This is a genomic window from Shewanella sp. 1180_01 (assembly GCF_052850535.1).
The window spans coordinates 1-317 of the sequence record NZ_VXCT01000211.1; the positions used below are offsets into that span (position 1 = coordinate 1).

The window sequence follows — 317 nt, forward strand, 5'->3', positions numbered from 1 at the left end:
AACCGAAGAAAAGCTACACAAAAACCACGTTCAGCAAACACTGGATGAAGAAGCATCCTAATCTGCTGAAAGAGGAAGGACTGCATGATGCAGGGCATGTACTGGTCAGCGATATCACCTATCTTGAGTCAGACCAAGGTGTGCACTACCTGTCACTGGTCACCGATGCCAGTTCGCGTAAGATAGTCGGTCATCACGTGAGTAAAGACATGAAAGCCGAGAGTGTGGTGAAAGCGTTAAAAATGGCCATAAAAGATAAACGCTATATCGGCAACGCAGTGCATCACTCAGACAGAGGCTTACAATACTGCTCAGCC

At 47.0% G+C, this 317-nt stretch carries 1 protein-coding gene; it reads left to right on the forward strand.

The genetic code is table 11. From position 1 onward, the window contains the following. On the forward strand, window positions 1-317 hold a 317-nt coding region (locus FW758_RS24900), incomplete at both ends, for a DDE-type integrase/transposase/recombinase (protein ID WP_446446859.1).